The organism is Gordonia sp. DT101 (genome assembly GCF_049844895.1).
Lineage (GTDB): Bacteria > Actinomycetota > Actinomycetes > Mycobacteriales > Mycobacteriaceae > Gordonia.
In genome coordinates this window covers 596,421-619,871 of the sequence record NZ_JBNCLX010000003.1, presented here as the reverse complement: position 1 = coordinate 619,871, position 23,451 = coordinate 596,421, and the positions used below count along the sequence as shown (strand labels likewise).

General features: G+C 66.4%; 20 protein-coding genes. 5 read left to right on the top strand and 15 right to left on the bottom strand.

Annotated elements, in window-relative coordinates; all coding sequences use genetic code 11:
* Window positions 1-13: 13 nt before the first annotated feature.
* The 4 genes from ACLQ3I_RS14160 to benA form a co-directional block, all read right to left on the bottom strand.
* The gene (locus ACLQ3I_RS14160; protein ID WP_425802589.1) at window positions 14-2,602 is read right to left on the bottom strand and encodes a LuxR C-terminal-related transcriptional regulator; all 2,589 of its coding nucleotides are present in this window, start codon (window positions 2,600-2,602) and stop codon (window positions 14-16) included.
* Between the two features lie 29 nt (window positions 2,603-2,631).
* On the bottom strand, window positions 2,632-5,442 hold the full coding sequence (benC, locus tag ACLQ3I_RS14155) for a benzoate 1,2-dioxygenase electron transfer component BenC (RefSeq protein ID WP_425802586.1): 2,811 nt from the start codon (window positions 5,440-5,442) through the stop codon (window positions 2,632-2,634).
* Window positions 5,443-5,454: 12 nt separating this feature from the next.
* A complete protein-coding gene (benB, locus tag ACLQ3I_RS14150; RefSeq protein WP_425802583.1) occupies window positions 5,455-5,994 on the bottom strand; it encodes a benzoate 1,2-dioxygenase small subunit in 540 nt (179 codons plus the stop codon).
* A gap of 150 nt (window positions 5,995-6,144) precedes the next feature.
* Window positions 6,145-7,515 carry a benzoate 1,2-dioxygenase large subunit gene (gene benA, locus ACLQ3I_RS14145; protein ID WP_425788882.1) on the bottom strand — a complete coding sequence of 457 codons (1,371 nt, stop codon included), beginning with the start codon at window positions 7,513-7,515 and terminating at the stop codon, window positions 6,145-6,147.
* Between the two features lie 236 nt (window positions 7,516-7,751).
* Between benA and ACLQ3I_RS14140 the strand changes: the two genes are divergently transcribed.
* Genes ACLQ3I_RS14140 through catA form a run of 4 tightly spaced genes read left to right on the top strand, consistent with a single transcriptional unit; the run spans window position 7,752 to window position 10,976 of the window.
* Window positions 7,752-8,654, top strand: coding sequence for a LysR substrate-binding domain-containing protein (locus ACLQ3I_RS14140; protein WP_425788880.1), 903 nt, complete (start codon window positions 7,752-7,754; stop codon window positions 8,652-8,654).
* A complete protein-coding gene (locus ACLQ3I_RS14135) occupies window positions 8,651-9,757 on the top strand; it encodes a mandelate racemase/muconate lactonizing enzyme family protein (protein WP_425788878.1) in 1,107 nt (368 codons plus the stop codon). The genes ACLQ3I_RS14140 and ACLQ3I_RS14135 overlap by 4 nt, the downstream gene beginning before the upstream one ends.
* Window positions 9,758-9,761: 4 nt before the next feature.
* Entirely contained in the window at window positions 9,762-10,046 is a 285-nt protein-coding gene (gene catC, locus ACLQ3I_RS14130; RefSeq protein ID WP_425788876.1) for a muconolactone Delta-isomerase, read from the top strand.
* 54 nt (window positions 10,047-10,100) lie between these two features.
* Entirely contained in the window at window positions 10,101-10,976 is an 876-nt protein-coding gene (gene catA, locus ACLQ3I_RS14125; RefSeq protein ID WP_425802580.1) for a catechol 1,2-dioxygenase, read from the top strand.
* Here the strand turns inward: catA and ACLQ3I_RS14120 are convergent.
* The 3 genes from ACLQ3I_RS14120 to ACLQ3I_RS14110 all read right to left on the bottom strand — a co-directional run bounded on the left by ACLQ3I_RS14120 (window position 10,946) and on the right by ACLQ3I_RS14110 (window position 14,060).
* A complete protein-coding gene (locus tag ACLQ3I_RS14120; protein WP_425802578.1) occupies window positions 10,946-11,200 on the bottom strand; it encodes a hypothetical protein in 255 nt (84 codons plus the stop codon). The genes catA and ACLQ3I_RS14120 overlap by 31 nt on opposite strands.
* Before the next feature lie 46 nt (window positions 11,201-11,246).
* Window positions 11,247-12,191, bottom strand: coding sequence for an LLM class flavin-dependent oxidoreductase (locus ACLQ3I_RS14115; protein WP_425788870.1), 945 nt, complete (start codon window positions 12,189-12,191; stop codon window positions 11,247-11,249).
* A 288-nt stretch (window positions 12,192-12,479) separates the two neighbouring features.
* A complete protein-coding gene (locus ACLQ3I_RS14110) occupies window positions 12,480-14,060 on the bottom strand; it encodes an AAA family ATPase (protein WP_425802575.1) in 1,581 nt (526 codons plus the stop codon).
* Window positions 14,061-14,206: 146 nt separating this feature from the next.
* On the opposite strand from ACLQ3I_RS14110, the gene ACLQ3I_RS14105 reads away from it, so the two are divergent.
* Window positions 14,207-14,749 carry a molybdenum cofactor biosysynthesis protein gene (locus tag ACLQ3I_RS14105; RefSeq protein WP_425802573.1) on the top strand — a complete coding sequence of 181 codons (543 nt, stop codon included), beginning with the start codon at window positions 14,207-14,209 and terminating at the stop codon, window positions 14,747-14,749.
* Here ACLQ3I_RS14105 and ACLQ3I_RS14100 read toward each other — a convergent pair.
* From ACLQ3I_RS14100 to ACLQ3I_RS14065, 8 genes are all read right to left on the bottom strand, one after another.
* The gene (locus tag ACLQ3I_RS14100) at window positions 14,727-15,710 is read right to left on the bottom strand and encodes a proline dehydrogenase family protein (protein ID WP_425802570.1); all 984 of its coding nucleotides are present in this window, start codon (window positions 15,708-15,710) and stop codon (window positions 14,727-14,729) included. The genes ACLQ3I_RS14105 and ACLQ3I_RS14100 overlap by 23 nt on opposite strands.
* Window positions 15,711-15,849: 139 nt before the next feature.
* Complete coding sequence (gene pruA, locus ACLQ3I_RS14095; protein ID WP_425802567.1) at window positions 15,850-17,496, bottom strand: L-glutamate gamma-semialdehyde dehydrogenase; 1,647 nt, start codon at window positions 17,494-17,496, stop codon at window positions 15,850-15,852.
* 87 nt (window positions 17,497-17,583) lie between these two features.
* Entirely contained in the window at window positions 17,584-18,381 is a 798-nt protein-coding gene (locus ACLQ3I_RS14090) for an ABC transporter permease (RefSeq protein WP_425802564.1), read from the bottom strand.
* On the bottom strand, window positions 18,381-19,274 hold the full coding sequence (locus ACLQ3I_RS14085; protein WP_425802561.1) for a 2-aminoethylphosphonate ABC transporter permease subunit: 894 nt from the start codon (window positions 19,272-19,274) through the stop codon (window positions 18,381-18,383). Before ACLQ3I_RS14085 ends, ACLQ3I_RS14090 begins: the two co-directional genes overlap by 1 nt.
* On the bottom strand, window positions 19,271-20,428 hold the full coding sequence (locus tag ACLQ3I_RS14080; RefSeq protein WP_425802558.1) for an ABC transporter ATP-binding protein: 1,158 nt from the start codon (window positions 20,426-20,428) through the stop codon (window positions 19,271-19,273). Before ACLQ3I_RS14080 ends, ACLQ3I_RS14085 begins: the two co-directional genes overlap by 4 nt.
* A gap of 1 nt (window position 20,429) precedes the next feature.
* On the bottom strand, window positions 20,430-21,491 hold the full coding sequence (locus ACLQ3I_RS14075) for a 2-aminoethylphosphonate ABC transporter substrate-binding protein (RefSeq protein WP_425802555.1): 1,062 nt from the start codon (window positions 21,489-21,491) through the stop codon (window positions 20,430-20,432).
* A gap of 77 nt (window positions 21,492-21,568) precedes the next feature.
* Entirely contained in the window at window positions 21,569-22,252 is a 684-nt protein-coding gene (locus tag ACLQ3I_RS14070; protein WP_425802552.1) for a phosphonatase-like hydrolase, read from the bottom strand.
* Between the two features lie 22 nt (window positions 22,253-22,274).
* Window positions 22,275-23,411: a TIGR03364 family FAD-dependent oxidoreductase gene (locus ACLQ3I_RS14065; RefSeq protein WP_425802550.1), complete on the bottom strand. Its 1,137-nt coding sequence runs from the start codon at window positions 23,409-23,411 to the stop codon at window positions 22,275-22,277.
* Between the last annotated feature and the right edge of the window lie 40 nt (window positions 23,412-23,451).

Genomic DNA, 23,451 nt, shown 5'->3' with positions numbered 1-23,451 from the left:
GGCAGGTAGCGCATCAGCGCCGCAGCGCCGCGAGCTCCGATCGTGAGCGGATCCCGAGCTTGGCGTAGATGCGTGTCAGGTGATACTGAACCGTCTTGGGGGAGATGAAGAGTTCGGCCGCCACCTCGCGGTTGGACATGCCCCGGGAGACAAGCTCGGTGACGGCCTCCTCCTGCGGTGTCAGGTCCACGGCACCGCGATCGGATCGGAGGGCATTGAGTCCGCCCGCCTTGAGTTCACGTTCGCACCGCTCCACATACGTGGTCGCACCGAGCGACAGATACATCTCTCGCGCCGCACCCATGACGGCATCGGCCGCCCGGCGTTTCCCTGCGCGTCGCAGCGTCTGACCGTACGCGAAGTTGACCCGCGCCTGGTCGTAACGTAATGGCAGCCCGTCCAGGAGCTCCAGTGCCTCTTCGAAAATTCTTCTGGCCTGGTGTATCTCGCCGGTCGCTCCGAGTAGTCGGCCGCGGGCGTACTTGAGTCGTGCGGATGCCGACCGGTGCCCGCGCAGTTCGACGAGGTCCTCGTACGGCCGTAGCAGGTCATCGGCTGCGCCGAGTTGGCCGTCGATGACGAGCGCGTTGGCCAGGACATCGACCCATGGCCACCATCCGGGTTCGCTGAGTCCGGGGATGTCGGTGGCCATCCGCATCAGCGGTTCCAGCGTCCGGCGCACCTTGCCGTAGTCGGCGGCGGACTCCGCGATCTGACTGCGCGCCAACAGGTCCGGAATCCGCATGATCTCGTAGTCGCCGACGGCGGTCGCCGCCTCCTGGACACTGCGCTCGGCCTCCTCCCATTCGCCGCGCAGCGAGTGGATCTGCGCCGCGGTCCAATTCAACAACGGCGTGGCCAGCGCGATGCCGCTGGTCCGCGCGAGCGCACGCCCCTGTTCCACGGTGTGCAGCGCCGGCTCCCAATCGCCGGTGAGAAATTGTGTCCGGGCCAGCCAGCCGAGCGCCCACAACGAAATCCGCGCCGAACCGCCGAGATTGGCCATGGACACCGCGGTCTCGAGGTTGCTGCGGGCTGCTCCGATGTCGTCGAGCCCCAGTTGCAGCCAGCCCCGGCCCATCGTCGCGCGTTGCGCCTGTGCCCCGAACCGAATCCGTTCCGTGAGGGCGGCGTATTCGGCGGTCGCCTCGGTAGGTCGTCCGGACCACGCGAGGCCGAGTCCGCGGATCACTGCCGCCTCCACGCCGGCGGGCGACTGGCTGCCGGCCATCGTGATGGCGCGGTCTGCCCATTCCACCAACTCGGTGCCCTGACATCGGACCAGGTTGTGCAGGACGTAGCGCTGCGCGATGAGGGCGGCGGTGTCCGGGTCACGGTCGAAATTGACGATGTCCCAGGCTCTGTCGAGGCGCACCTGAGCTTCGGCTGAACGGCCGCGCAAGATGGCGAGGTACGCGAGTGCGGCATTTCGCAGGGGAGTCTCCCGGAGGCTCTCCACCTGAGGCACCAACGCGCCGGCGCCCACGCAGTCGCCGGCGGCGAGCAACGCGTCCAACGCGAGTGTCGAACGTGTTTCGCGCACGAGCGGATCCGCTGTCAGTCGACCCGCCTGGGCAAAGAGCCCCGCCGCCTCCGCCCATGCGCCGTCGGAGCCGCGTTCGCGGGCCAGTGCGTCCAGGTCGTCGGCCAGGGCGGGGTCCGGGATCGCCGTCGCGGCGACGCGATGATGGAGCTGTCGGACGGGATCGGTGACAACCGACGCTGCCCGTTGGTGGAGATCCCCGACGGCGCGGATACCCATGACCTCCAGAATTGCGGCCCGGATCAGCGGGCCTGCGGTGTGTGGCTGTGTCTGTGCGGGTGTCAGCGCCGTCGGCGCCACCACCAAGCCGGTCCCCAGCGCCTCGTCGACCGCGGCGAGCGGGTCGTCGATCTCGCTGAGAGTGACCGCGGTGCCGAGTGGTTCCATGTCGCTGAGCACGGCGATCGCCTCGATGAGGGCACGGGTCGGTGGGGTGGTACCCGCGAGCCGTCGACGAACCTCCGCCACGATGTGCGACGGCGCGGGGAGCTCGACGTCGACCCGGGACCAGGTGGCCGTGGGCAATTCGTCGAGGAGGGCGATGGCGTCGCGTGGATTGCCCTCGGTGTGCCTGGTCAGCCGGTCGACGACGATCGGATGGAGTACTCGTCCGCGCGCGGTGGCGAGGGCCGCGACGCTCTCTCGATCGATGCCCCCGAGGCGGAGGGTATCGGCCAGCAGCGCGCTGATCGCAGGCGTCGGATCGGCGGCGGTGAGTACGACGAGTACCGGTGCATCGCGATTCTGTTGCACCAGAGCTGCGATGTCGCGGACGAGTTCGTCGTTCTGGTCGGCGTCGTCGACCAGAACGAGCGCAGGTCCCGCAGCCGACCGGATCGCGCCCTCGACGTCGGACTGTGCCGGGCGTCCGTCCCACGCCACCCACGTATCGAGGTCGGTGTCCGCGGCGACCTGCGTGAGCCGTCGCAACATCGTGCTCTTGCCGATGCCGGCCTCGCCGATGAGAGCGATGAATTCCGGGCCGGTCGCCGCCCGGGCGCGCTCGAGGAGTTCGGCGATCTCGGCATCCCTTCCGAGACACTCCGCCGCGATGATCACCGTCCCATCGTATGTCCGATGCGGGAGGTTCAGCCCAGATCCCCGCCCGCCACCGGGAGCACGGTCCCGGTGATGTAAGCAGCCTCGTCGGAGGCGAGGAAGCAGATCGCAGCAGCCTGCTCGTCGAGGGTTCCGTAGCGTTTCACCAGCGACGACGAGACGGTCTGATCGATGTGCGCCTGGAACCACTCCTGTTCGATGGGGTTCGCCGGTTCCGGGGTCCCCCGAGAAATGCGGCGTGGCGGTGCCTCTGTGCCACCCGGGGCAGTGGCCACCACTCGGATACCGTTCTCGGCGAACTCCATCGCGAGCGAGGCGGTGATGGCATTGATGCCGCCCTTCGCCGCCGAATACGGGATGCGGTGGATACCGCGCGTCGCCGCCGACGACACGTTCACGATGACACCGCTCCCGGCGGTGATCATCGACGGCAGCACCGCGCGGCACGCATACAACGTCGTCATCAGCGACCGGTCGATCTCCGCGCGGATCTGCCGCTCGGTGAACTCCGTGAACGGCTTGAAGTTGATGGCGCCGCCCACATTGTTGATCAGCACGTCGACGCGGCCATAGGCGGCCACGGCCGTCCGCACCACCGACTCGGCTCCGTCATACGTCTCGAGGTCGGCGATGGCTGTGACGGCACCGGCTCCCGCGGCATCGAGCTGTCCGGCCAACTCCGCGACGATGTCGGAGCGGTCCGCGAGCACCACCTTGCCGCCCTCGGCGCTGATCCGCCGCGCGGCCTGAGCGCCGATACCTTGTGCGGCACCTGTGATCACCACGACCTTGCCGGTGAACCGCCCCGGTGAGACGAAACGGGGTCGATTCGTGGCCATCTCGTCGGCCATCGCGCGACGCATGGTCTCCTTGGACCGGTCGGCGTGGTCGGCGATCAATGTGCGCGCCGACGCGCGGTCGCCCGCCTCGAAGGCCGCCACGATGTCGACATGGTCCTGGGCGCAGAGCGGGTGGCACCAGGTGGCGTTGCGCAGCACCTCGCCCATGCGGCCCTTCACACCGAGTGCCTTGTAGGCCTCGAGGAGGTGGTTGTTGCCGGTCAGGGTGAAGAGGTAGTCGTGAAAGTTCGCGTTGGTCTCGGTGTACTCCGCGGCGTCTACGAACCGCTCACCCTCGACGAACGGCAACGTGGTCTCCGCGAGTAACCGGTAGCCGGCGAGTTGCCGGCTCGTGAGGCGGCCGAACGTCAGCTCGAGGGCACCGAGTTCCAGCGCGGCGCGTGCCTCGAACAGTGCGTCGGACTCGTGGATCGCCGGGTGTTCCTCGCCGATCTGGTAGCCCTCCGGGGTCACCATGGTGGCGTCGGGAGCGGGCTGTGCCGCTGGTGTCTCGGGGATCTCGGTTGCCGGGATCTCGGCTGTGGGGACCGCAGGCTGCGGTGTCGTCAGACCATGCAGGGGCTCGATCACGCTGGGCGCAAACACTTCCTGACCGGCGATGCCACGAGCGGCCACCGGCGCGACTGTGCCGTCGTCGGCGTCGAGATCTGCGCCGGCCCCGCTGACCGTCCACAGTTGCTGTCCGGCGATCCGCAACCTGGTGTCGTCGTCGCAGGGGGCCTCGAAAGTTTCGGGCCACGGACCGATGTCCCAGGGCTCGATGTCACTCGGCGGCAGGGTGATCTGGCCGGCAATCGCGCGGGCGTCGGTGGCCGGGATCACCGGTTCATCGGTGGTCGTTGCCGATTCCGGTCCAGAGGCCATGAGGGCGGAGGCCGTCTCGGTCTGGTTTGCCGCACCCGACGGAACGGCCAGGGCGAATTTCTCGTAGTAGAACCCGGTCGGCTCGATGCCCGCCTCGCCGACATGTTTGCGGACCGATTCCACCATCGGCGGTGGCCCGCAGAGATATATGGCGACGTCACCACCGTGGAGATGTCGCGGTTCGATCAGGCTCATCACGTAGCCCTTGTTGGCGGCGGCGCTGCCGGGGTCGGAGACGCAGTGGTTCCAGGTGAATCCGGGTAGCTCACCGGCGAAGTATTCGATCTCGTCGAGCGCGACCAGATCGACGTCGGTCGACACGCCGTAGATCAGGTGGACTCGGCGGTCGCTGTCGTCGTCGTGCAATTTGCGCAGCATCGAGAGGATGGGCGCGAGCCCGGTTCCGCCCGCCAGCAGCAGGACCGGTCGGATTGCCTCGCGGAGAAAGAACGATCCGTGCGGCCCGCTGAGGGTGATCGAGTCCCCGCGCTGCGCACGGTCGGTGAGATAGGTGGACATCGCGCCGCCCGGCGTCAGTTTCACCAGGAAGACGAGTCGTTCCTCGTGGGGACCGTTGGCGAAGGAATACGAGCGCGAGAGAAGTCCGCCGTCACCGCAGTCGGTTCCGGGTACCGAGATGTTGACGTACTGGCCAGGCAGGAAGGCCAGGTCGCCACGGTTCGGGATCTCGATGGCGACCCGCATCGTGGAATCCGAGAGCCGGTCGAGCTCGACGACCGAACCGGTGAACGTCGAGGCCTGTGTCTTGGCGATGTCAGAGGTGGCCGAGATGTCGAGCACCAGGTCGGATCTCGGCTTCATCGAGCAGGGCAGAGCGTAGCCGGCGGCGGATTCGTCGTCGGAGAGTGCATCCTCGATGTAGGTGCCGCCGTCGTAGTCGCCGGATTCGCAGAACGCCTTACACGTGCCGCACGCACCGTCGCGGCAGTCGAGGGGGATGTTGATCCGCTGCCGGTAGGACGCGTCGGCGACGGTCTGGTCCTCACGGCACGTGATGAACCGCGTGACACCGTCTTCGAAGGCCAACGCGATCTGATGGGTCCTGGGTTCGGCCCCGGTGGCGGCCGCCGTGTTCCGGTCTGTCGTGACAGTCATGTGCTGATATCCCTAGAAGTGGTAGATGTCCACCACGTGGTGGATGTAGTCGTTCTTGAGCACGATGGTCTTGCGCCGGATCAGCGGGTGCTCGCCGGAGAAGTCGATCGTGTAGAAGGACGTTCCGTAGTAGGGGTCGACCGTGTTGTACCGGAAATACATGGTGTGCCAGTTGAATCGGACGTCCACGAGGTCGCCTCGACGCTCGATGACCTCCACGTTGCTGATGTTGTGACTGGTCCGCGCCTCCGGCAGAGACGTCGCCGACGACCGCTCGGTGCGGATACGGAAGACCCGATCCTCCAGGCCGCCCTTGTTGCCGTAGTAGATGAGAGAGATCTCGCGCTGCGGGTTCTCGGTCAATCGGTCACGGTCGTCCCACGAGGGCATCCAGTAGACGACGTCGTCGGCATAGCAGTCGAGCCATTTCTCGAACTCACGGTCGTCGAGGTACCGCGCCTCGCGGTAGAGGAACTGCTCGATCATGTTCTGGGTGATGAGTTGTGCCGAGGCGTTCGCGGTGGAGGTCTCGGCTGGCTCTGTGGTGGTCATGGGATCGTCCTGTCTGAGAAGGTTTTCGGGACGGGGTCTCGATACGCCGCTCCTTCGTCGCGGCTACTCGACCGGCGAATAGTATGGTGCGGCTACTCGACCGGCGAATAGTGTGGTGCGGCTACTCGATCGGCGGAAGGTGGTGTGCGGCTACTCGACCGGCGGTTGAAACCCCGTTGCCTTGCGCATCGTCTCCAGCCAGTAGCCGTGCTGAACCGGGTACAGACCTTCGTCCTCGTTCTTCACGCCGGCGGAGATGACACCGGTCATCCCGAGCGTCTCGGCCACCGGGTCGGGTCCGGTCAGCCAATGTTCGGCGCCGCGGCTCATGTCGTTCCACGGCGCGGCCTGCGCGCGGAAGGTGAGCTGGCAGGACCGGAATTCCTCGAGATCGTCGGGGGTCGCCATGCCGGAGGCGTTGAAGAAGTCCTCGTACTGCCGGATGCGGTGGGTGCGAGCCGCATCGCTCTCACCCTTGGGCGCGATGCAATAGATGGTCACCTCGGTCTTGTCCGGGGCGATCGGCCGGAAGTGGCGGATCTGTGTCGAGAACTGGTCCATCAGATAGACATTCGGGTACAAGCACAGATTGCGTGAACCCTTGACCATGAACTCGCCCTTGGCGTCGCCGAACTCCTCCTTGAGTGCGTCCATCTTGTCCCAGAGCGGTCGGTCCTGCGGGTTGGCGGCCCAGGTCCACAGGCAGAGATGGCCGTTCGGGTACGACCAGTATCCGCCACCCGATTTGCCCCAGCCGCCCGCGTCGAGGGCCTTCGTGTCGTTCTTCGATTCGCCCGTGCTGCGCCGCGACGTGGTGGCGGCATAGTTCCAGTGGGTCGCGGTCACGTGATAGCCGTCGGCGCCGTTCTCCGCCTGGACCTTCCAGTTACCGTCGTAGGTGTAGGTCGACGCCCCGCGCACCACCTCGAGGCCGTCGGGCGACTGGTCGACGAGCATGTCGATGATGGTTCGGGTGTCGCCGAGGTGCTCGTCGAGGGTCAGCACGTCGGGATTGAGGCTGCCGAACAAGAATCCGCGATAGGTGTCGAACCGCGCGACCTTGGTGAGATTGTGGGAGCCGTTGACATTGAAAGTGTCCGGATATCCGGCGTCCTCGGGGTCCTTGACCTTGAGCAGCGTTCCGTCGTTGCGGAAGGTCCATCCGTGGAACGGGCAGGTCAGCGTCATCCGGTTGTCGGTTTTGCGACGACAGATCATGGCGCCGCGGTGAGCGCACGCATTGATGAGGCAGTGCAGCTCGCCGTCCTTGTCCCGCGTGATCATCACCGGTTGCCTGCCGATGTACGTCGTGAAGTAGTCGCCCGGTTCTGGTACCTGGCTCTCGTGCGCCAGGTAGATCCAGTTGCCCTCGAAGATGTGTTTCATCTCGAGCTCGAAGATGTCCTCGTCGGTGAAGATGCGCCGGTTCGCCCGGTAGATGCCGGCTTCGCGGTCATCGATGACGGCATCTGCCAAGACCGAGTTCACATGGTGCGGGTTGTCGGTGGTCGACGCGGTCATGCTCTACCTCCAGGAACGATGAATGTGGGCCTTCCCTGCACTGTGGCACTGCGTGGTGCCGATCACACCAGGGCTATGGCTAGTCCTGACCAAGCATCGTATTGATCGTTTTGGTTTATCAATCAGGGAAAACTGTGTCCTTGTCAGGTATGTATCGCTGTCCTACCGTGGGATTCATACGTGGTGTCGATCACAGCAGGTCATCACGGTGAGACAGGACAGGAAATCGCACGGACATGGAGCTACGGCACCTTCGCTACTTCGCGGCCGTCGCCGAGACCTGCCATTTCGGGCAGGCGGCGGCGCAGTTGCACGTCGCGCAGCCCGCGCTGTCGTACGCGATCCGCCAGCTCGAGAACGAGCTGGACGTCACGTTGTTCACCCGGACAACTCGTCAGGTCGCTCTGACCCCGGCTGGTGAATACCTCAAAGGGGAGTCCGAGCGCATCCTGGCGGGTGTCGACGACGCCGTGGATGGCGTGCGCCGGATCGCCGCGGGCCGCAGTGGACTGGTCCGCCTGGGTCTGACCGGCATCGCGGCCTTCTCGCACTTACCGAGGATCGCGCGAATGGTCAGGCGTGAACTCCCCGACGTCGACCTCCAGATCCAGTCGGACATGCTCACACCCGTCCAGTGCGAGGGTCTGCGCACGATGGCGCTCGATCTCGGAGTGCTTCGTCCGCCGGTGGTCGGGGAGGAGATCGACATGCGCACGATCGACATCGAACCCATGGTGCTCGCCGTCTCGGTCGACCACCGCTTGGCGGTCGAGCCCGTGGTGTCGATGGACGACCTGCGCAACGAGATGTTCGTGATGTACGACAGCCGCGATTCGGCGGTCAACGATGCCGCGATCCGTAGCTGTCATCGTGCCGGGTTCGTTCCACAGCGAGCGCACGAGGCGCCGGGTACGGCGGTGCTGCTCGCACTCGTCGCCGCCGGACTCGGGGTGGCCGTCCTGCCGGCATCGGTCCGGTCGCTCCCGCTCGAAGGTCTGGTGATCCGCGATCTGGTCGACGGCGGCACCGTGGAGCTCGCGCTGGCCTGGCGTGCCGGACAGGACAACCCGGTCGTGCAGTCCGTCGCCGACGCCATCGCTGCCGCGTTTGCCGGCGCATACCTGGGAGAGAATCGATGAAAATCACTGCTATCGAAGCGATTCCGTTCGCGATCCCGTACCTCAAACCGCTGAAATTCGCCTCCGGCGAGGTACACACCGCAGAGCACGTCCTCGTCCGGGTCCACACCGATGACGGGGTGGTGGGCGTGGCGGAGGCACCGCCGCGGCCCTTCACGTACGGCGAGACGCAGGACGGCATCATCGCGGTCATCGAGAAGGTCTTCGCTCCCCAGGTGATCGGCCTGACGCTGCTCGAGCGAGAGGTCGTGGTCTCGCGGCTGGCGCGGACGATCGGTAACCCGACCGCGAAATCCGCACTGGACATGGCCATCTGGGACGCGCTCGGAAAGATGTTGACGCTCCCGGTGTCGGATCTGCTCGGCGGTTACACCGATCGTATGCGGGTCAGTCACATGCTGGGCTTCGCCGATCCGGCGACGATGGTCGCCGAGGCCGAGAAGATGCGCGGCACCTACGGAATCACCACCTTCAAGGTGAAGGTCGGACGCCGACCGATCACGCTCGACACCGCGGTCGTCCGTGCCCTCCGTGAACGATTCGGCGACGAGATCGACCTCTATGTCGACGGCAATCGGGGATGGACCGCGTCGGAGTCGGCCCGCGCGATGAAAGAGATGGCCGACCTCGGACTCCTGTTCGCCGAGGAACTCTGCCCCGCCGACGACGTGATGAGCCGCCGATGGCTCGTCGGCCAGGTCGATGTGCCGTTCATCGCCGACGAGTCGGTGCCGACCGCCGCCGACGTGACCCGTGAGATCCTCGGTGGCTCGGCGACGGCGATCAGCATCAAGACCGCACGCACCGGATTCACCGCGTCGCGACGCGTCCACCATCTCGCCGAGGGACTCGGCCTGGAAGTGGTGATGGGCAATCAGATCGACGGACAGGTCGGCACGTCGTGCGCATTGGCGTTCGGCGCCGCATTCGAATCGACATCGCGAAACGCCGGGGAGTTGTCGAACTTCCTGGACATGAGCGACGACCTCCTGACCGAGCCACTGCAAATCCGGGACGGATATCTGCACCGATCATCGGCCGCTGGAATCGGCGTCGAGATCGATCCCGACAAACTGGCCCACTACCGACTCGATCGGAGCTGACGAGATGCTCTTCCACGTACGGATGGACGTCAACATCCCGCACGACCTGGACCCGGACACCAAGGCCGAGACCGTGGCACGGGAGAAGGCCTATTCGCAGGAGCTGCAACGGTCCGGCAAGTGGCCGCACATCTGGCGGATCGTCGGGGAGTACTCCAACTTCTCCATCTTCGACGTGGCCGACAACGATGAACTGCACGGCATTCTGTCCGGGCTTCCGTTGTTCGCCTACATGGACATCTCGGTGACCCCCTTGGCCACCCACCCCTCGGATATCGCTGCGGGCTGACCGGCCCTCACCCGAAGCGTCAGCCCACAGGCCAGCACAGAAGGAGTTCCACCCATGACCGACATCAGCTTTGAGGCCGAAACGTCCGCGAAAGCCGCCGACTCCGGGGCCAACGCCTCGGCCCGGTTCCGGGAGCGCATGGCGGGCGGCGGCACCCGCTCCGGTGTCGTCGACACCGAGCGCGTCAACTACCTCGCCGGCAAGGTGGTCAAGAGCCTCAACGACATCATCCTGTCCGAACGGGTCAGCTACGAGGAATACAACGCACTCAAGGCATGGCTGATCCGGGTCGGCGAGGACGGCGAATGGCCACTGTTCCTCGACGTGTGGCTCGAGCACTCGGTGGAAGAGGTCGCCAACGAGCATCGTGAGGGCAGCAAGGGCACGATCGAGGGTCCGTACTACATCGACGGCGCGCCCGAACTCCCCTGGAACGGCACCATTCCGATGCGCGACGACGAGCCGGGCACGCCGCTCGAGTTCGCCGGGCAGGTGCGCGCGGTGGACGGCACCCCGTTGTCGGGCGCCACGGTCGAGCTCTGGCACGCCGACGACCTCGGTTTCTATTCGCAGTTCGCACCCGGACTGCCGGAATGGAATCTGCGCGGATCGTGGATTGCAAACGAGGACGGGCGCTTCGAGATCCACACGCTGCGACCGGCTCCGTACCAGATCCCCACCGACGGCGCGTGTGGTCAGCTCATCGAGGCGGCGGGTTGGCACGCCTGGCGCCCGGCCCACCTGCATTTCAAGGTGAGCGCTCCCGGTTACGAGCTGATCACCACACAGCTGTACTTCCCGGGTGACCCGCACAACGACGACGACATCGCCACGGCGGTCAAACCGGAACTCATGCTCGACCCGCACTCCACCCCGAACGGCGAAGGCGTCGTCGTCAACTACGATTTCGTGCTCGATCCCGAGGGCTGAGCACGGCTGCCGATCGACTGCACTGACCGCCGATCGGGGCCTTGTCTGCTGATCCAGTAGCCGACGAGCGGAGCGGGGAGCTCCTGACCGCTGATCGAGTAGCCGACGAGCGGAGCGGGGAGCTCCTGACCGCTGATCGAGTAGCCGATGAGCGGAGCGGGGAGCTCCTGACCGCTGATCGAGTAGCCGACGAGCGGAGCGAGGAGGCGTATCGAGATCACCACCGCCACAGCGTTGGAATCCGGTACGCCCCGCTCACTCCGTTCCTCGCTACCGGACCGGCGGTGAATTGCCTCCTGTCACCAGCGGGATGACCTCCTGCGCAAGGAGTTCGAGTTGACGTTCGTGATCGGCGAGCGGCCAGACGAGGACCTGATCGGCCCCCGCGTCGCGGTACTCCCGCAGCAGAGCGGCGCAGTGCTCCGACGATCCGATGAGTACCCTGCCCGCGAGGTCCCGCTCGTCTCGGCCGAGGAGCGCCGCGAGTCGAGCGAGCCACTCGGACCGTTCGCGCTTGCCGTGCGTCACCTGGGTCCACATCGTGGCGACCACGCAGGACAGGTCGCGGTCAGAGCTGTCGGTGCGGCTCGCGCGCAGTACTTCCCGGCCGAGGGCGAGGTGGTCCGGCGTCGTGTTGTAGGCCGACGCCAGCCAGCCATCGCCCAGGCGGGCGACGCGACGGAGGCCGGCGGGCGATCCCCAGCTCGCGATCCACACCGGTGGTCTACCCGCACGTTTCGGCTGTGGTGCCAATGGTGTCGGGTCCGGGTAGAAGCGGCCACGTGACGACGGGCCGTCGTCGCGACCGAGTTGTGACCGCAGCAGCCGGACAGCTTCCTCGAACCGTGGCCACCGCTCATCGAAGTCGACGCAGGAGAGTGCGTAGTCGGCTGCCGAGGACCCTGCCCCCACGCCGAGTACGAATCGGCCGTCGGAGAGGATGTCCAGCGCTGCAGCCGCTTTGGCGAGTGCAGCAGGCCCGCGAACCACTGGCAGCGCAACCGTTGTCGCGAGGTCGAGATCGCCGCTCGCGTCGACGACCGACGCCAGCGCAACGATCCCGTCCAGCCATGGTCGCCGAAAGGCGAGATGATCGTTGGCGGCCACGGTGGCGTACCCCAGCCGCTGCGCGGTCCGGGCGTACGACGACAGTCGACGCGCATCCCAACCGCGACCGTCGAGGTCGATCAGCGGCAGGTGTGCGCCGTACTCCATCCTTGGAAAGTACTCTCGTCGAACCCCGTTGGTCGAGGGTGCCGGGGGAGTGATCTCGATACGCCACTCACTTCGTTCGTGGCTACTCGATCAGCGGGTGTTACGGCTCGCTTCGTTCGTGGCTACTCGATCAGCGGGTGTTACGGCTCGCTTCGTTCGTGGCTACTCGATCAGCGGAAGGCGCGGCTCGCTTCGTTCAGCGGGTGGTGCCACTCACTTCGTTCGGCGGGATGGGTTGCGTCCTGCTGATCGAGTAGCCGACGAGCGTAGCGAGGAGGCGTATCGAGATCACCGACCCGACGGCGGGATATAGTGCAGTCCACGGAATGTCGCGCTACTGGCGAAAACCGAGGCGTCGAGCTCCACCCCGCGGTGCGCCGCCATCCGCAGCGCCAGTCGCAGCAGCATCTTGATGTCGCGCGGAGTGATGTCGGGGAAACCGCCGACGAGATCGTCGAGCAGTCCTTCGTCCAGGGTGACGTCGTTTCCGGCTGCGAGAATCTGCCAGACCTGTCGTGCATCCTTGGGGCCGGGTGGCCGGTATTCGATGACCGCCGCGCACCGGGCATGGATGGCCTCGTCGACTCCGTCGATCCGGTTGGTCGTCAGGAACAGCAGTCCGTCGAAATACTCCAGCGTGCGCAGGAACTCGGCGACGATGGCGTTCTGGGCGAGGTCGAGCCCACGCTCCATCACGAAGACGTCGGCCTCGTCGAGGAGGAGTACGGCGTCCCACCGTTTCGCACGGTCGAAGATCACCTCGAGGTTCTTGCGCACGAGTTCGGCTGTCACACCCAGGGATCCGGAGTGGATCGAGTACAACGGTCGGCCGGTGACCTCCGCGTACACCTCGGCGGTCAGGGTCTTGCCCACTCCGGGCCGCCCCATCGCCAAGATCACGTTGCCTGCGGACTTCCCGTCGATGATGTCGCCGGTGAAGACGGAGATGTCCGTGGTGAGGATATTCAGCAGTTCGCGCTGATCATCGGGGAGGACCAGCTTGTCCTGGAGATCGGCGTCGTAGGTGTACTCGGAGAGATCCCCGGTGTTCACATCCAGAAAATCCTGCGCGCCCAGGTCGAAGACGCGGACCGCCGTGATGACCGGCACCGAGCCATAATCGCCGCCCTCAAACAGGACCGAGGCTGCGACCATTCGCAACGCCGCGATCTCGCTGGGCGCCACGTCGTGGACAACCTTCCGGTTCTCGCGTTTGTTGGGCGAACGGTAATCGTCGGTCCGGATCGCGCGGCCGGTGAAGGTGAATTGCTGCCCGAATCCGTCGTCGATGATCTCCTGGTACCGGTCGCGGCGCGCTTGGTATTCGGCCTTGAGTTCCACCGTCTCCTTGTACGCGCCACCGGCGACCAGGATATCGCCCGGCGGTTTGCCGACGATCTCCGTCTCCTCGAAGTACAGCACCCGCGGTTTGCGTGACGGCCGCTTCACGGTGGCGTTGTCGGCCTCCATGGTGAACTTGATCCGGGGCCCGTGCGTGCGGTCGCCGTGTTCCAGCGTGAGGTCCATGACCAGATACGGATGCAGATAGCCGTCGGATTCACGGACGTACAGCCAACCGTCGATGAGGTCGTCACGCAGAAAACTCCGGAAGATCTCGGCGGCTGCGTCGACGTGCGGGATGGCCGGGAACTCGCCGGCACGTGCCGATCGGATCGCGGACACCGCGCGGGCGAAGGAGTCGTCGGCGGTTGACGTCGCGGTGGCGACCAGGTCTGCGAGCGCGGCGTCGGTGAGGTCGCGGTCGGCGATCCCGATCTCTGGCGATCGCCACGACTGTGCCTGTTTCCGCGCGGCCGCGAGGTCTTCCGACGAGGTGGCCGCGACCAGAGTGGTGGGTGCGACGAGCATGGTGGTCCTTTGTCGAGCAGCGCTGCCAACGGGCGTTCTCATCAGGCTATCGACCATGTTTGACATGCGCCAATACCCAATCTGACTCCACTGAGACATGGTCTTTATGAATGCGGAGACGAGTTCGCGACGCATACGGTGGCGGTATGGAGTATCGGTTCGAGATCGTCTCATTGCTGGTGTCGCCGCGGCACGCCTACTTCGGCAGGCCCAAGGACGGCCCCGCCGACGAGGTGGAAACCGCCGCTCCGGATCGAGTGAACATCGTGGCGGACAAGGGGATTCGCGGTGACCGATTCTTCGGGGTCCGGGCGCACACCGAGGCCTCGATCACCTTCTTGGCGCTCGAGGCGTGGCGGGCGGCTGCCGGTGACGTTGATCCGGCGGTCGGGCGACGCAACATCGTCGTCCGCGGCCTCGAACTCGATCCGCTCCGTGGTCGTGAGTTCGAGATCGACACCGGTGACGGCGGCATCGTCTTCCGTGGCGGCCGTCCCGCTCATCCGTGCTCGTGGATGGACTCGATGGCGGGTGAGGGCGTCCGTAAGGCGCTCATCGGCCGTGGTGGGCTACGTGCCCAGCCGTTGTCGTCGGGTGTCCTCCGCGTCGGACCGGCGGTGATCAGATGCGACGTCGAACTCGATGCCTCGCGAGCGGCCGATCAGGTCAGGCGGGCTCAGCCGCTGTGACCGGATGGCGTCGGTCCGCGAGCGCCCGGAGAAAGAAGGTGACGTTGGCAGGCCTCTCGGCGAGGCGCCGGACGAAGTAGCCATACCACTCCCGGCCGTACGGGATGTAGACGCGCACACGATGCCCATCTCCGGCGAGCCGCAGCTGCTCGTCGGTGCGGATGCCGTACAACATCTGGTGCTCCCAGGAGTCCGGGGCCCGCCCGAACTCCGCCGCCAGTTCGTGCGCGGCACCGATCATCATCGGATCGTGGCTGGCCACCATCGGGTATCCGTTGCCTTTCATCAGGATCCGCAGGCAGGGTAGGAACGCCTCGTCGATCTGGGTGCGGTCGGCGAACGCCACCGTGGGCGGCTCCGCATATGCACCCTTGCACAGTCGGATTCGTGCACCGGATTCGGCGAACTCGCGACAATCGTCCTCGGTGCGGCGCAGGTAGGCCTGGAGTACGGTGCCGAGGGAGGGCAAATCGCGACGCACGGTCCGCACGATGTCGAGTCGCTCGTCGACGGTCGCGTGATCCTCGGCGTCGATCGTCACGAGGACGCCGGCGGCCTCGGCTGCTGCGCAGATGCTGTGAACATTCTCTTCGGCGATCTTGCGCCCGTGTCGCGGCAGCATCTGGCCGAGGGCGGTGAGTTTCACCGATACCTCCAGCGCATTGGGAGTCGGCGTCGACATCCCCGACATCTCTTCCAGGAGTGAGAGATATGCGTCGACGGTCCGTGCGGCCTGCGCGTCGTCGCTGGTGTCCTCACCGAGGTGGTCGATGGTGACCGACAACCCGTTGCCCAGCGAGTCGCGGATCGCCGCCAACACGTCCTCCTCGGTTTCGCCGGGGACGAATCGCTCGACGACACGTCTGGTGACGGTCAGCCGTTGCGACGTCTCCTTGATGCGCTCGCTCGCCGCGACGGCGGTGATCATCGGTCGCATCGTGGTGTCGAAGAACTTGCTCATCGGGTCTCCTCGGTGCGGGGCGGGTGCGCTGGTCTCGATACGCCACTCACTTCGTTCGTGGCTACTCGACCGGCGGTTGGGGTGTGGCTACTCGACGGGCGGTTGGGGTGTGGCTACTCGACGGGCGGTTGGGGTGTGGCTACTCGACGGGCTGGGATGCCGTCATGTGGGGGTACGCGGATGCGGTGGGCGGCACGAAGGTCTCCTTGATGGTCCGGGTGGAGGTCCAGCGCATCAGATTGGCCTTCGAGCCCGCCTTGTCGTTGGTGCCTGATGCGCGCGCGCCACCGAAGGGTTGCTGCCCCACGACGGCGCCGGTGGGCTTGTCGTTGACGTAGAAGTTGCCGGCCGCCTGGCGCAGCAGATCGGACGCGGTCGCGACAGCGGCGAGGTCGGTGGCGATCACCGCGCCGGTCAGGGCATATCTCGCGGTCGAATCCACCAGCCCCAGGGTGTGTTCGAAGTCGTCGTCCTCGTAGACATGGACCGACAGCACGGGTCCGAAATACTCGGTGGAGAACGCCTCGTCGTAGGGGTCGTCGGACAGCAGCACTGTCGGGCGGACGAAAAATCCCTCACTGTCGTCGCACTCACCGCCGACGGCCACCGTCATGGTCGGGACGGTCTTGGCGCGGTCGATCGCGGCGACATTCTTGTCGTAGGCGCGGCGGTCGATCAGTGCACCGCCGAAGTTCCCCAGATCGCGGATGTCCCCGTAGGACAGCTGATCTGCCTCCGCAAGGAAGTCGTCGCCCATGCGCTCCCACACCGACCGTGCGATGTACGCGCGGGACGCGGCCGAACACTTCTGGCCCTGGTACTCGAACGCGCCGCGGATCAGCGCGGTGCGCAGGACATCGGGATCGGCCGACGCATGCGCCACGATGAAGTCCTTGCCACCGGTCTCGCCGACGATTCGCGGATAGTTCCGGTACCGGTCGATATTCGTACCCACCTCACGCCACAGGTGCTGGAACGTGCTCGTCGAACCGGTGAAGTGGATACCCGCGAGATGTTCATCGGCGAGCACCACCTCGGACAACTCGACACCATCGCCGTGAACCAGGTTGATCACACCGTCCGGAAGTCCTGCGGCCCTGAGCAATTGCATTGTCAGGTGGGCGGCGTAGGCCTGTGTTGGTGACGGCTTCCAGATGACTGTGTCGCCCATCAGCATCGGGGCGGTCGGCAGGTTTCCGGCGATCGCGGTGAAGTTGAACGGGGTGATGGCGTAGACGAATCCATCCAGCGCGCGATGGTCGATCCGATTCCACACCCCCGGCGAGGAGATCGGTTGCTCTGCGAGTATCTCCCGGGCGAACGAGACGTTGAACCGCCAGAAGTCGATGAGTTCGCACGGCGCGTCTATCTCGGCCTGCTGCACCGATTTCGACTGAGCGAGCATGGTCGCAGCGGCCATCCGCTCCCGCCACGGGCCGCTCAGCAGGTCGGCGGCACGCAGGAGGACGGCCGCGCGATCGTCGAAGGAGGTCGCCGCCCACGCGGGCGCGGCTGTCCGTGCCGCGGTGACTGCCGCCTCACCGTCCTCGTGGGTCGCATTGCAGATGGTGCCCAACACCTCTCGATGTGCGTGCGGCTGGACCACATCGATGCGCTCGCCGCTGCCGTGCAGCTCGTAGCCGCCGATGACATGCGGGAGCTCCATCGGTCCCGCCGAGGACTGCCGGGTGAGCTCGTCGGTGATCCGGGTCCGCTCGGGTGTTCCGGGTGCATAGGTGTGGACCGGCTCGTTCGACGGGCGCGGGGGTGTGGTGATGGCATCCATACCAGCAGTTCAGCACCCCAGAACCCGGGACGATATGTCCGATCGGCAAATCGAATACGGCGGCCTTTGTCGATCAGGACAACGCGGTCATCGCACCACGGCCCGGGACCTGATTCTGCCGAGCAGCGCCAACGAGATCAGCGTCGCTGCAAGCAGCACCGACGTGCAGGCCGCCGCGGAGAACACCTGACCACGGTCGGACAGACCGAAGATCGTCACCGGGAGGGTCTTCCAGGTCGCCGGGTAGACCATCACCGTTGCGCCCAACTCACCCATCGACAAGGCCACCGCCAGGCCCGCCGCCGCGCCCAGGGCGGGTAACAGGAGTGGCAGCGTCACCCTCGTCATGACCCGAAACGGTCCTGCCCCGAGCGATTCCGCGGCCTGTCGATACGCCGGATCGAGTCGCTCCAGGGCGGCCGAGACGGCGCTGAAGGCGAACGCCAGCACCAACACCGTGTGGGCGACGATCACGATCCACTTCGTCCCGCCGAGCAGCAGCGGCTTCTCGTTGAAACTGATCAGTAACCCGAGGCCGATGGCGACCGACGGTACCGCGATCGGCAGGTGGAACACCGCGTCCACGACCCTGCCGACCGGCCCGCTTGCCTCGCGCGCCGCGATCGCGGCCCACGTACCCAGGATCAGCGCCAGCGTGCCGGCGATGAACGCGGTCTGCAGGCTCACCGACAGACTGGCGACGTTGTCGCCGGCGAGTGCGTCGCCGAAGTGTGCGAGGCCGAGATCCGACGGCAGCGGTCCCGTCCAGGATCCCGCGAAACCGGCCACCACGACGGTGGCGATCGGCGCGACGAACACCACCAGGACCACCACGGCGAACAACGTCCACACCACCGCCCGGCCCCGTCGAGTCCAGAACAACATCAGTGGTCTCCTCGCCGGCTCGTCGTCATCCGCGCGAACACGAGCCGGTACGCGCCGTAGAGGATCAGAGACAGGAGCACCTGCACGGTCGCGATCACGGCAGCTCCGGGTAGGTCGAAGGAGACGATTCCGCGTGTGTACACGAGCATCGGCAGCGTCACCACATCTTTCGCGCCGGTGAACAGCACGATGCCGAACTCGTTGAGCGTCAACAGCAATACCAGGCTGCCGCCGGCCAACAGCGAGGGCACCGCCTCGGGCATGACCACGGTGCGCAGCACACGCCACGGCGACGCGCCCAGGCTGGCGGCGACATCGAGTTGATCCCTCGACATCACGGTGAACGACGCGAGCAACGGGCGGACGACGAACGGTGTGAAGAAGGTGATCTCGGCGGCGATGACCCCGGCCGGCGTCGCGAGGAAATTCAACGGCCGGTTCCCCGTGACCTCGAAGATGGCCGCATTCACCGCACCCGCACTCCCGTACAGAAACGTGAACGCGAGCGTGATGAGAAACGACGGCAGCGCGAGCACCGTGTCGATCAGGCGCGCCACGACGGTGGAACCCGGGAAGGGAACGAAGGCCAGCACGATCGCGAGGAACGTGCCGAGTATGAGGCAACCGACGGTCGAGCAGACCGCGATCTGTGCCGTCGTCGCGAGTGCGCGTCGGAAGATCTCACTGCTCAGCACGGCTCGCCAGGTGCTCTGACCGGTGCCGCCTGCCGACTCGGTCAGCACACGGACCAGCGGGTAGACCGCGATCACGAGGACGATCAGCAGGGGCGGCGCGACCCAGGCCGCCGGACGCCACCGGTTCGGAGACGTATTCGGCTGCAGATCAGCCTGTTCGATCGGCGGCGTCCGCGCCAGAACATGACTCGTGCTCATCGTGCCGTCCCCGCGGCCTCCACCAGCACGCCGGTGGGGCTCGGAAACCTGACACCGACACGCGATTCGGTCGGATGGTCCGCCCGACCGGTCACATCGGCCTCGAGGAGCTGATCGGGCAGCCCGTCGACGGCGAGCGTGAGCCGTGTCGTCGCGCCACGCCACACGGACCCGGTCACCCGGGCGGCCAGTGAGCCGGCGGCCCACAAGGCGGTCACCTCCAATTCGTGTGGACGGATGCACAGCGATGCACTGGTCCCGGGCGCCCAACGCCGCGCAGGCGCCGGTGCGCTCGCGGTGAACATCTTGTCGCCCACCGAGACCAGCGCCGTGGTACCCGACACCCGGCCCACGGTGCAGCCGATGAGGTTCGCACCGCCGAGGAAACCCGCCGTGAAGCTGCTGGGAGGGCGCGACCACAACTCATCCGCGGTACCGATGTCGACGAGTTGCGCGTCCCGCATCACCGCAACCCGGGACGCGAGCGCCAGCGCCTCGGACTGGTCGTGCGTCACGTACAGCATCGTCGTGTCGGGCAGCGCATCCCGCAGTCGTTGCAGCTCGATCACCATGGACTGGCGCAACGCCGCGTCGAGTGCGGCGAGCGGTTCGTCGAGAAGCAGCACATCGGGCCGGATCGCCAGCGCCCTGGCGATCGCCACTCGCTGCTGTTGTCCGCCGGAGAGCTCACGGGGCAGTCGGGACGCGTAATCCGACATGCTGACCATCGCGAGGGCGTCCGAGACCCGTTCGGTGATCCGCGCTTTGGGCATCCGGCGCGCCTTCAGGCCGAACGCGACATTGTCACGTACCCGCATATGCGGGAACAACGCGTATGACTGCACCACGACACCGATGCCGCGTTTGGCGGGTGGCAGATCGGTCACGTCCCGGCCCGACAGCCGGACCCGTCCGGCGCTGGGCCGCACGAATCCGGCCAGCGCCTTGAGCGCCGTCGACTTACCCGATCCGCTCGGCCCGAGCAGAGCGATCGTCTCACCGCGCTCGACCCGCAAGGTGAAGTCGAGCAGGGCGTCGGTGGACTTCTCACCGCGCCCGTAGGTGACGGTCACGCGGTCGAAGGCGATGCTCGGCTGCGCCGGGGCGACAGTGACGGACGCGCGTGCGGTCGGGGTCGTCAACGGGTTGGACATCTCAACTCCCGGTGGACTTCTGATACGCGGAGACGTCGGCATCGAGCGACGTGAGTACCGAGTTCCAATCGGGGTTCCACACGGTGACCCCCTTGATCACCTCGGACGGGGTCGGGGTGGTGCCGTCGGGAGCCGGCGGCGTCACGTCGGTGCGCACCGAGACACCGAGCGCCTGGGTGCCCACGGTCTGTTGGACGTCCTTCGAGAGCAGGAACTCGAGGAGCTTCTGGGCGTTGTCGGCGTGCGGCGCTCCCTTGGTGATGCCCGCGAAGTAGGGCAGTGACACGGTGGTCCGCGACCCGTCGGGCATGGCGGGGAAGAACAGGTTGAACTTCGACCCGTCGTCGCGGATCGATGCCAGGTTCATCTGCACGTCGCCGTTGGCGACCATCAGTTCACCATTGCTGACCTTGGGCTGGAGCTTACCGGTCGAGCTCGACGGACCGACGTTATTGACCTGCAATTTCGCGAGGTAGTCGAGGGCGGCCTGATCGCCCATGAGGTGTTGCAGCAGGAGCAGAACCGCGGTGCCGTCACCGGCTTGGCCGGGTGTGGAGTACTGGATCTTGTCCGTGAATCGCGGTGCGAGGAGGTCGTCCCAGGTCTTCGGCGCGGGCGTCGCCGACGGATTCGCGATGAACGACAGGTAGTTGTCGACGATGGCGACATACTTGCCGCCGGCGTCCTTGTCGGCCTTGTCCACCGCCGTGGTGTCCACTCCGCTGTCGGCGAGTAGGCCCTCGCCCGCCGCCTTCTGGATGAACGGCGGCAAGGTGACCAGCAGGTCTGCCTGCGGATTGGACTGCTCCTTCTGGACGCGCGACACCACCTCTCCCGAACCGGCTTCCACGATGTTGACCGAGATCCCGGTCTGCTGCCGGAAGGTGTCGAACTCGGTCTTGTACCAGCTTCCGAGCCCGTCGGCGGTGTAAACGGTGATGCTCTTGTCGCCGGACTCGGAGGTTCCGGTACCGCCACAGGCGGCGGTGACGGCGACGGTGGCCGTGGCCAGGGCGAGAACCGCGGCACGCCAGGTGCCACGTCGAAAGACGGAGAGGCGCATGCTGTTTCCTTCATTCGGGTGATGAGGTTGAGGTGATCGGGGGCCGACGCGCCGTTGCGTGCGGTCCCGGGGCTGGATCAATGGGTGAGCAGCTCGCCGAACTGGCTCACGGAGTCGACGATGTGGGTGGCGCCGGCCGCGTTCAGGCGCGTTTCGTCGTGGGCGCCGGTGAGGGCGCCTGCCACGATCTCGGCGCCTGCTCGGATGCCGCACGTGATGTCGTTGGCGGTGTCGCCGAGGACCGCGACCTGGCGGACATCGTCGATCCGCAGGTCGATCACCGCGGACAGGATCATGTCCGGGAACGGGCGGCCGCGGAGGGTGGCCGACGGTGCGACCGCGAGGTCCGCGAGGTCTACCCAGCCGAGCGCGGTCAGCAGCCGCCGCTGTGTCTCGGCACTGAAGCCGGTGGTCAGTGCGACCTTGATCCCGGCGGTACGCAATAATTCGATGGTGTCGGCGGCTCCGCCGATCTCCCGCACGCCGCCATCGGAAAGCGATGAGGCGTAGGCATTCTCGAATGCCGTGTTGGCGAGTTGGGCACGCACTTCGTCACCGCCGACCAGATGGCGGAAGACGACGATCTTGGACTGGCCCATCGTGTCGACCACGTACTGGCGCGCCCGTTGGTGGCCAGGGCCCTCCGCGGGGAGCCCGGCGGCCTCGGCCGCCGCATCGAAGGCGGCCAGCACGAGGCCGTCGTCGGCGACTGTGGTGCCTGCCATGTCGACTGCGGCCAGGCGGATCTTCAGGTCGGACAAGGGAATACCTTTCGAGTCGGGCTCAGAGGTTCATCAGGTCGGCGGTCTGCTCGCCGATGGCGGGGCCGAGCGTCATCCCACGGCCGCCGGGACCGGTGACCACCCAGACGCCGGGCGACACCTGCTCCCGGAATGCGATCGCGGCCGGGTCGAGGCATTGTGAATAGACGCCCGACCACCGGCGGGCGATGCCGGGCAGCGGCCGTCCGAGCAGGGATTCGACGACCTGCCGGAGATGCTCGTAAGGCCCCTCGTCGACATCGAATCCGAACACGGCGTCGTCGTCGTACTCGTGGGTGTCGCCGATCGTCAGACCGCCGTCGAGCCGTTGCACGCAGAGCAACTGCATGTGGTGCTCGGCCGCGACCGGAACCTGGGATTGGTTTGCGGTGAGCACCTCGAGTGCGTCGCCGGCGAAACCCGGGTAGTACCGGAAACTGTCGGCGTCGGCGATGGCGGTGGTCAGTTCCTCGCCGAGTGGAGCGGTCTGCATCATCTGCAGGCGGACGCGTCGGACCGGCGGCGCCGAACCGAGCAGTTCACGGGTGAGGCCACCGTGTGACGCGCCCGGACAGTGGATGACCGCGTCGCCACGATGAGTCGTGCCGTGGTCGTCGCGCACCGACACGCCGGACTCTGCCGATTCGACCGACCGGACCTCGCGTCCGGGCACGAAATCGTATCGACCGGTACCGGCCAGATGGGATCGGAGAGCGGGTAGCGCGATGCGGGACTCGACTGCACCGTCACGAGAACAGTGCAGCCCGGCGCGGAAGTCGCCACGCAGCGCGGGATTGATCCGTCGCACGGCTTCCGGGTCGAGCAGGGTGAAGCCGCGATCGGCGGCGTCGGGCCGGGTGGACACGTCTTCGGCCACGGCGAGCTCCGCGGCGCTCCGGACCAGCGTGAGTGACCCACACGGTCGGAACCCGATCCCGGATACCTCGGTCCCGATCTTCTCCCAGAGATCGCGGGACCGTTGCGCCGCAGCGAGTTCGCCCGGTGCGCGCCCGGAGACCCACACGAGACCGAAGTTGCGGACCGTGGCGCCACGCGCCTCGCGTTCGCGTTCGATCTGCACCACCCGGTGCCCGCGAACGACCGCCGACCAGGCGTGGGCGGTGCCCAGGATTCCGCCGCCGATGACGATGATCTTCATGCGGACCAGTGTGCAATCTTTGGTCTAGACCAAACAGGAT